The following is an 8,360-nucleotide window of genomic DNA, read 5'->3' as shown; positions in this document are numbered from 1 at the left end:
GCTCACCCCGCTCCTCCGGACCGGGGCCGAGCCGCAGTGAACGTGCCGGTATCGCCCCTTGGGGCAGCCAGCCCACCTGATCTGGAGGAGGACGTGGAGCAGGAGAACGCTGACGGTCGACCGGCCATCGCAGCGGCCGTCGTCGTGCACGGGGGCCGCTTGCTCATGGTGCGGCGTCGGGTCAGCGAGGGGCGGCTCTCCTGGCAGTTCCCCGCCGGTGAGGTCGAGCCGGGAGAAGCACGGGAGGAGGCCGCCGTACGCGAGACCCTGGAGGAGACCGGCCTCGCCGTGAGGGCGCTGAAACCGCTGGGGGAACGGGTCCACCCTGACACCGGCCGCGTGATGTCATACACGGCCTGCGAGGTGGTCGGTGGCAACGCGCACGTCGCGGACAGCGACGAGCTGGCCGAATTCGCTTGGGTTGCCCACGCCGACATTTCTGAGTACGTCCCGTACAGCCTGTTCGAGCCAGTGCAAGAACACCTTGACTTCGTCCTGAAGCGTTGACGCGGACTGGCCGCGCGCATGGGGACAACACGCGGGGACGGTGGATCTCGGGGACCTTGGTGGGGCAGGTACTTAGAGGTCGTCTCGATTGGTGCGTATGACGTGGGGCGATGGCCCCGTGGCCCTCGTCTGCCGACCTGCCATGATCATCTCGACGTGTTCCATGGTGGGAGGCAAGAGATGGCGATACTGCTGCCCGATGGGCTGGCTACGCCGGCGCTCGTGGTCGATTCGGATGTGCTGGAAGGCAACATCTCGCGGATGGCCGAGGCTTCGCGGGCTCAAGGGTTTGCCCTGCGTCCGCATGCCAAAGCCCACAAGTGCGCGCAGATCGGGGACCTTCAGCTTCGGGCTGGTGCGCGTGGGCTGTCGGTGGCCACGATCGGAGAAGCCGAGGCATTTGCTCGGGCCGGCGTGGACGACCTGTTCATCGCGTACCCCGTGTGGCTCGATGCCGACAAGGCGCAGCGGCTGCGCCGACTGGCGGACCGCGTTGCCCTGACGCCGCCTGGCGGACCGCGTTGCCCTGAGAGTCGGCGTTGAGTCGGTCGAAGGCGCGCAGCGGCTGGGGAACGCCGTGCGCGGCAGCGCCCGGCCCGTCGAGGTACTTGTCGAGGTCGACAGCGGGAGCCGTCGCACAGGAGTCCAACCTCAAGTGGCTGGTGAGGTGGGGAAGGCCGCCGCCGACGAGGGACTCCTTGTTGCGGGCGTGTTCACGTTCCCGGGACACGGCTACGGTCACGACCCGCGGGCACGTGAGCGCGCCGCACGAGACGAGGATCGGACGCTGGGCCAGGCTGCACAGGTGCTGCGGGATCTCGGGCTCGACGTCCGTGTGGTCAGCGGCGGGTCGACGCCGACGGCGGGGCAGTGGCAGCCGGGCGCAGTCAACGAGCTGCGGCCGGGTGTCTATGTCTTCAACGACGCCACCCAGCTGGCCATCGGCACCTGTGGGGTGGAGGACCTGGCGCTGGTCGCTGCGGCGACGGTGATCAGCGTTCCCGGCCTGGACCGCTTCGTGCTGGACGTCGGCAGCAAAGTCCTTGGCTCCGACCGGTCGCCTTGGGTGACAGGCCACGGCTACCTCCCCCAGTTCCCGCAGGGATCCATCACCGGGTTGTGGGAGCACCACGCCGTGGTCCGCCTTCCGGAAGGCGTGAGGGGACCGCGCCTTGGGTCGGTGGTCGCTGTCGTCCCCAACCACATATGTACGCCAGTGAATCTCGCCGATGAGCTGCTGGTCGTCAAAGACCACAAGGTGATCGACCGCTGGCAGGTCACGGCACGAGGGGCCAATACCTGAGCTTCACAGCAGGTGGGAGAGACGGCGGTAGCAGATCAGGGTAGCGGCTATCCCGGCGAAGGCTAAGAAGTGTTCGGCCTTGCGCTCGTAGCGGCGGTGAAGTCGACGGCACCCGGCCAGCCAGGCCACCGTCCGCTCCACGGTCCAACGGTGGCGGCCCAGCCGCTGTGAGGACTCGATTCCTTTGCGTGCGATGCGCGGGACGATGTTCCGGCCGCGGAGCCAGCGTCGCAGGTAGTCGTAGTCGTACCCCTTGTCGGCGTGGAGCTTGGCAGGCCGCCGTCGGCGCGGTCCACGGCGAGAACGGATCCGCGGGATACCTCGTATCAGGGGTTGCAGTCCCTGGCTATCATGGGTGTTCGCGGCAGAGATGCCGATCGAGAGGGGCAGACCGGACCGCTCGGTGATCAAGTGGATCTTCGAGCCCTTCTTGCCGCGATCTACGGGATTCGGACCCGTCAGATCCCCCCTTTCGTCGCCCGCATATTCACCGAGTCGATGGCACACCGCGACCAGTCCAACTCGCCGCGGGCGCCGAGCTCATCCAGCACCAGGCGGTGCAGCTTGGCCCACACCCGGGCCCGGCTCCACTCCGTGAACCGCCGGTGCGCGGTCGGCCCAGACGGGCCGAAGTCGGACGGCAGCTGGCGCCAGGTACATCCCGTCGTGGCCACGAAGACAATGGCTGCCAGCACCTGCCGGTCTCCATACCTGCGTCGGCCCCCGCCTTGGGGCCGCACCGAAGCGGTCGGCACCACCCGCTGAAACAACGCCCACAACCCGTCCGGCACCAGACGCTCCACCATCGCTGTCACGCCTACCAGCCTAGTGATCAAGCCAGTTGAGACGATCTCTTAGCCGTCTTCGAGGAGCTGGTCGGTGGCGTCCTGGACGCGCGCGGAGGCCCGGCGGACCGAGTCGAGTACGGCGTCGAGTTGGATGTCGGTCGGTCGGCCACCGGAGTTGACGGCGCGGGTCAGCTGGTTCAGGTTGTTGCCGATCTGGGCGAGGTGCCTGCGGGCGGTGAACAACTTGATGACGGTCTCGCGACGCCCGGCGATGGCCGCGGCGCTGGTGTGAGGGTCGTGGGCCTCCTTGAGGGCGGCTTTGGCGAAGAAGCCGGCGACGGTCACGCCGACAGCTTTGGCGGCGGTCGCGACGAGCGCGTGTTCGTCGTCGTCCATACGGACGCTGCACACTTTGGAGCGCCGGCTGTGCTTGTGGGTGCGGCGTCTTGTATGGGGCTCTGGAGGGGTAGCGGAGGTATTCGGGGCTTCGCGCGGAGGCTGTTGATCTTCTCCCGGCTGCGCCCGCCCTGCGGTCGCAGCCTCCTCGTCAGGCGTCCCCCGGCGCCGGACGAGGCTCCGTCCCCTTGGGGCGGAGAGCTCTTTGGACACTCCGCCTATGGTGGAGTGTCCAAAGGGATAACTTGCTCCGTCTCGGGCTTGGGTAGGAGCCGCCTGTCGATGTTCGTGGGCATTTGCGGCAGTGGGGTCGTCGTGCAAGAGGGTGCCTCCTGTTGGTCGGGCTGGAACGGCTTCGGTGCTGCGGGGATGGGGCGTACGAACGCCACCTTGCTCCGCGATGGATGCGCGGGGGCAGCGTGACCTTCGGGCGGGCCTACGCGGCGTTCGCTTGGCCGCTGTCGAGTTCGGCCTGGACCTGCCGGGTGATCTTGTTCCGGCGGTCCCTGCCGATAGGCAGGCCGCGTGCACGGACAGCCGTCTCGATGTGGCGGCTTGACGCGCGTCCTTTGAGTCCGAGCGGGGCGGTGCGGGCAATGTCGAGGAGTTCGTCGTCGGTGGCGGCGGGCTTGCGACCGGTGCGCTTCTTCGGCGGGACGCAGGCTTCCGCCACTTGATCGGTCTCTTCCGCCACATTGACTGATGCGCCCCGTATGGCGCCAGCCGGAGTGGGGCGGTCACCCTCGTGGCCCGAGTGCCATTCCGGGTCCGGGAGCTGCGGTGTGGCGGAGTGCCCGCGGGGACGGTCCAGGTTCGCGGGATGCGCTGAGGGTTCCCCTACCGGACGACGACTGTGGCGGGACTCCTCGGCGGCGACGTGGCGGTGGATCTGCCGCATGAGGACGCCGAAGGCGAAGAGCGCGGCTGCTGGTGGGACAGCGGCGACGACGTAGTCGAGCGCCGAGGCCGGGACGCCGTCGGACCTGCTGACGCCGGCGACGTTCAGGGCGATCGAGCCCAGCGATCCAGCAGCGGTGAGGGCGATCGCCCACCCGTCGGATTCCCGGCGGAGGCTGGCGCGGAGCATGAGCACTTCGCCGGCGACGATGAAGGCATCGAGCGTGGCGGGCCATGCCCACTGACGGGCGGGGGAAGTCCCGAGGCCGTGCAGCCCTGCGACCTCGGCGAGGTGGGCGTAGGAGAGCCAGAATCCAGCGGCGGTGAGAGCGATGATGACGCAGCCTGCGACGGCGAGGGCGTACCGCTCGGCCGCCTGCGTGCGGTGGGACGTGGTGGTCAAGAGGGTGGTGCTCCAAAGGGGTGGGCGCGTTCAAGCAGCGGGGGTGCGGCGGCGGTCGGGCCCGCCGAGGATGACCCGGTGGGTCATCTCGGAGAGGCGGGAGGCGACGCGGTCACCGAGGGCGGTGCGGAGATCGTCGATGGCGAGGTTGGTCGTGAGCAGGGTGGGGCGCAGGTATTCGTACCGGTGGTTGATCAGCCGGTAGGTCAGCTCCTCCGTCCACTCGCTGCCCTTGGCGGCGCCGAGGTCCTCCAGGACCAGCAGCGGGCAGCGGGTCAGGGTGTGCAGTTCACGTTCCGCGTCGAGTCCTGGGCGCGGCCTCAGGCGGGCGTACAGGTCGGCGGCGGTGACGGCCTCCCAGCGCAGGCGGACGCCGGCCGCGAGCAGGCTGCGGACGGCGCCGTAGGCCTGGTGGGTCTTGCCGGTGCCGGTGGGGCCGACGATCAGCAGCGACGGGCCCTCTGCGATGCCTCGTGTGCCGGACGGGCCCGGGCGCCCGGCACGGGCGATCTCGTCCACCCAGTTGGCGACCTGGGGGTGATCGGCGAGGGACTGCCTGCAGCGCGGGGGGAGGCGGGCGTCGGCCAGTTGCAGGGAGGTGACCGGTTGGGGCGCGGGCTACGGTTCTTTCGAGTCCACGACGGACGGGTCCATGCCCCGGCGGAGCAGGATGTCTGCCATGGCCCGGACGCTGTGGTCGGCGGGCTGCGGGAGAGTGGTGGTGGTCAGAGGGCACCTCCATAGGCGGCGGCGACGTCGGTGGGGTTGGTCCAGGGGCGGTGGGCGGCAGTGGGCGTGGAGGCACCCGCGTTCATGACCTCGTGCACGAGGCTGGGCAGGGTCTTCGGGTGGAGGCCCTTGGCACGGTGGCGGTCGAGACCGGCTCGTACCTGGGCAGGGGCGATGCCCTCGTCGAGGAGCTTTCTGGTCTCCTGCCCGAGTTGGCCGAGCACGGTGGAGGGAGGGCGGTGCTCGCACGCTGCGGCGTACTCGGTGATGAGGTCCTTCGCCGAGACGGTCTAGGGCGCGGGGGCGCTCGCGCCCCCAACGGAGTAGTTCTTAGATTCCTGTTCCTAGGTCCTAGATCCGGACGCTGAGGGCTTACGTCAGGCTCAGTGAGCCCTCCCTCAACCGGCTGTGAGGGCTCATTGAACTGCCCTTGACCTGCGGATTCCCTGCTCATGGCGGGCTCCCTGCCTGCCGTCTGATCCGTTACGGAGGCCTCCGTGACGGATCCGTGTACCGGCGGTGAGGGCTCACGCGGGACGCCGAGGTCGTGGTGCGGGCAGGACGGGATCCTGCTGATGCTGGGGCGGTTGATCTTCTGGTGGAGGGCGAAGGCGACGACGTGCAGGTACTGCCTTCCGTCCTCGCCCTCGTGGCGGCAGATCAGGCCGGCCGCGTCGAGCTGTGTCAGATCGTCCTCGACTTCGACCGGACCGTGTTCGCGGCGCAGCGACCACAACTGTCCGGCGATGACGGCGGACTGGTCGCGGATGCGGCCCTTGTCGTCGGCTTGGGTGAGCAGGCCGAAGAAGGTCCGCTCGGCGCTCAGTGACACGGCCGCCAGGGACTCGGAGGCGAAGGCCTCGGGCTTGATGGTGCGGATACGGGCGATGGAGATCGACCGCCTTTCGAAATCGGGGCATGGAATCCGGCGGGGCCGGGGTGCGTGGACAACACAGCCACACCCCGGGTCCAGAAGTCCAGACCTGGCTCAAGCGGCCGTGAAAGGTTTTCCGGTCGCACGACCGTAAACCCGAAACCCCGGTCGGCGAAATCGCCCGCGATATTCGGTGTCGGTCCGGGATCGCTCACAGCAGACGGGGAATGCCTTCCGTAGCCTCCGGCGGGCAAGCTACAACACACCAATGCCGCCACGCCTTCTTGGAATCGGACCCGCTGGACGCGCCGCCGCCCAGGCCATCGAACGCACCCGCGTGGCCCGTGGTTACTCCCAGCGCCAGCTCGCCGCCCGGGTCACCGCACTCGGCCGCCCCATGACCTTCACCGCGCTCTCCCGGATCGAACGCACGGTACGCCGCTGCGACATCGACGACTTCGTCGCCATCGCCGCAGCCCTCGGAGCGCCGCCACACGCGCTTCTCGCTGCTGCGTCGAGCCGCCCCGAGTCGCTGAGGGTGGGCGGAATATAGCCGACGATCCCCGGTTTCCGAAATCGGGGATTCTCCGCACCATTGGTGGTCCCTGGCGGCCGCTGCGCCTGTGCGTGGCCAGTGGTCTATTTCCCCGCCCCCTTCGTAAGGAACTTCGCTTGTCTGTCGTCGATCCGATTTCCTCTGTCGGTTCCCCTGAATTTCGTCACCGTTCCACCGTCGGCCGTGCATTTGTCGGGGTCCAGGACACGGCCGCGTATCTCGGCATTTCACCCAAGACGCTTTACGTCTGGCGTCACCGGCGGCAGGGTCCGCCCAGTTTCCGGATGGGCGCCCGCGGGCGGGTGACGTACAGGGTCGACGCGCTCGACGCCTGGATACGTGCGCAGGAGCAGGCGGACTCCCGCTCCAACCCCGACCTCAACCCCGTGAGCGCCGCACCGCAGCGGCGCGCCGCCTACTCGGCAACCGTCTGACGGCTTCCGGCCGACCGTCCCGAACCCCTAGCGCAAGGAAAGACTTGGCCGGCTACGTCGAAGACCGCTGGATCAACTAGAAGAAGGACCCCGTCACCGGCAAGCGCGAGCGCACCGCCCGGTACGGCAGGGGCAGCCGGTACCGGGTCGCGGGCATCCCGGGCGTCCGGGGAATGTCGTTCGACACCCTGGAGGACGCCAAGGCATGGCTCCGCCGAGCCGGCACCGACAGTGAGCGGGGCGAGTTCGTCGACCCGCGCGACGGCTCCATCACCGTCGCCGACTACGTCGCGCGCCACTGGCAGGCGGGCGTGCGGGGCGCACCGGGCACGGTCAAGCGGGTGGACGAGCGAGTGCGCCTCCACGTACTCCCACACATCGGTGACGTCGCGCTGCGGGACGTCACGGCGTCCGTCCTGCGCGGCTACATCGCCACGCTCGAAGGCGAGTGCGCACCGCGCTACGCCCGGCAGATCCTGACCACCCTCTCGAACGTCTTCGAGACGGCGATCGACGACAAGCGCCTGGTCCGCAACCCGATGCGCGCCAAGTCGGTGCGCTGGCCCAAGGTCCCGGAGGACCAGCGGGAGGCTTGGCCGCTGGAGACCGCGCAACGGGTGCGGGACGTCGTCAACCAGCGGTACCGGATCGTCGTCGTCGTCGCTCTCGGGTGCGGGCTGCGCCAGGGGGAGGTCTTCGGGCTGTCGCCGGTGGACATCGACTTCGAGCGCGGCCTCATCCGCGTCCGCCGACAGGTCCAGCTCCTGTACGGCCGCCTGTACTTCACCCTTCCGAAGGGTGAGAAGACCCGGGTCGTCGACATGCCGCCTTCGGTGGCGGCCGAGCTGCGCGCACACTTCCTGCAGCATCCCGCCGTCGAGGTCGAGTTGCCCTGGGGCGGCCCCGAAGCCGATCGGGAGAAGCGCTCCTTCCCGCTCGTCCTGACCACGACCTACGGCAACGCGATCCGCGCCAACATCTTCAACGACGAGGTGTGGAAACCCGCCCTCGCGAAGGCCGACGTGATCCCCCTGAGGGAGAAGGGCCAGCGCTGGAAGGCCTCACGCAAGGACGGCTTCCACGTACTCCGGCACACCTACGCCTCCGTGATCCTCGAGGCGGGTGAATCCGTCGTCACCCTCGCCCGATGGCTCGGCCACTCCAGCCCGACCATCACCCTCGACCACTACGCCCACTTCATGCCCGAGGCCGGCGGCAAGGGACGCGCGGCAGTCGATGCGTTGCTCGGTGTGGCCCCTCAGTACGTCCCAGACGACTTTGCCCTTGACTGAGAACGGGTGGCACAGCTCATGCTGTGCCACCCGTTCTGGTTGGTGAGTCAGGCTCTGCGTCTCATGCCGATCGGCGCCAGGGCAGGCGGGAGCGCCGGGAGGGCAGTCCGAGCAGTTCGTGCAGGGCCTTGCCATCGTGGGCCCATTGGCCGAGTCGGTCGCGGTCGACCCAGTGGACTCC

The 8,360-nt window shown here is 68.9% G+C and carries 9 protein-coding genes and 2 pseudogenes; 6 read left to right on the top strand and 5 right to left on the bottom strand.

Going from position 1 to position 8,360, the window contains the following annotated elements:
- Positions 1–93 precede the first annotated feature (93 nt).
- The 3 genes from VR44_RS23050 (at position 94) to VR44_RS48505 (ending at position 1,810) form a co-directional block, all read left to right on the top strand.
- Positions 94–507, top strand: coding sequence for an NUDIX hydrolase (locus tag VR44_RS23050; RefSeq protein ID WP_045949483.1), 414 nt, complete (start codon positions 94–96; stop codon positions 505–507).
- 180 nt (positions 508–687) lie between these two features.
- Positions 688–1,050, top strand: coding sequence for an alanine racemase (locus tag VR44_RS48510; protein WP_281187174.1), 363 nt, complete (start codon positions 688–690; stop codon positions 1,048–1,050).
- A 34-nt stretch (positions 1,051–1,084) separates the two neighbouring features.
- A complete protein-coding gene (locus tag VR44_RS48505; protein ID WP_281187173.1) occupies positions 1,085–1,810 on the top strand; it encodes an alanine racemase in 726 nt (241 codons plus the stop codon).
- 3 nt (positions 1,811–1,813) lie between these two features.
- Here VR44_RS48505 and VR44_RS42855 read toward each other — a convergent pair.
- The 5 genes and pseudogenes from VR44_RS42855 to VR44_RS42845 form a co-directional block, all read right to left on the bottom strand.
- A protein-coding gene (locus VR44_RS42855; protein ID WP_094191854.1) for an IS5 family transposase occupies positions 1,814–2,616 on the bottom strand; the annotation gives its coding sequence in 2 pieces (ribosomal slippage) (positions 1,814–2,278 and positions 2,281–2,616; 801 coding nt in all).
- Between the two features lie 48 nt (positions 2,617–2,664).
- Positions 2,665–3,009 (bottom strand): plasmid mobilization protein, encoded by a 345-nt coding sequence (locus VR44_RS46010; RefSeq protein WP_425424524.1) that lies wholly within the window; start codon positions 3,007–3,009, stop codon positions 2,665–2,667.
- A 421-nt stretch (positions 3,010–3,430) separates the two neighbouring features.
- Entirely contained in the window at positions 3,431–4,294 is an 864-nt protein-coding gene (locus VR44_RS23030; RefSeq protein ID WP_045949481.1) for a DUF2637 domain-containing protein, read from the bottom strand.
- Positions 4,295–4,324: 30 nt separating this feature from the next.
- Positions 4,325–4,975: pseudogene (locus VR44_RS23025) on the bottom strand (ATP-binding protein).
- A gap of 44 nt (positions 4,976–5,019) precedes the next feature.
- Positions 5,020–5,912 (bottom strand): annotated as a pseudogene (locus VR44_RS42845) (hypothetical protein).
- A 253-nt stretch (positions 5,913–6,165) separates the two neighbouring features.
- On the opposite strand from VR44_RS42845, the gene VR44_RS23010 reads away from it, so the two are divergent.
- From VR44_RS23010 to VR44_RS23000, 3 genes are all read left to right on the top strand, one after another.
- A complete protein-coding gene (locus VR44_RS23010; RefSeq protein ID WP_045949478.1) occupies positions 6,166–6,450 on the top strand; it encodes a helix-turn-helix domain-containing protein in 285 nt (94 codons plus the stop codon).
- 119 nt (positions 6,451–6,569) lie between these two features.
- A complete protein-coding gene (locus tag VR44_RS23005; RefSeq protein WP_211275111.1) occupies positions 6,570–6,887 on the top strand; it encodes a helix-turn-helix transcriptional regulator in 318 nt (105 codons plus the stop codon).
- A gap of 173 nt (positions 6,888–7,060) precedes the next feature.
- A complete protein-coding gene (locus VR44_RS23000; protein WP_045949477.1) occupies positions 7,061–8,179 on the top strand; it encodes a tyrosine-type recombinase/integrase in 1,119 nt (372 codons plus the stop codon).
- Positions 8,180–8,360 lie beyond the last annotated feature (181 nt).

This window comes from Streptomyces katrae (assembly GCF_000966975.1).
Lineage (GTDB): Bacteria > Actinomycetota > Actinomycetes > Streptomycetales > Streptomycetaceae > Streptomyces > Streptomyces katrae.
This window is presented reverse-complemented; position numbering and strand designations above follow the sequence as displayed.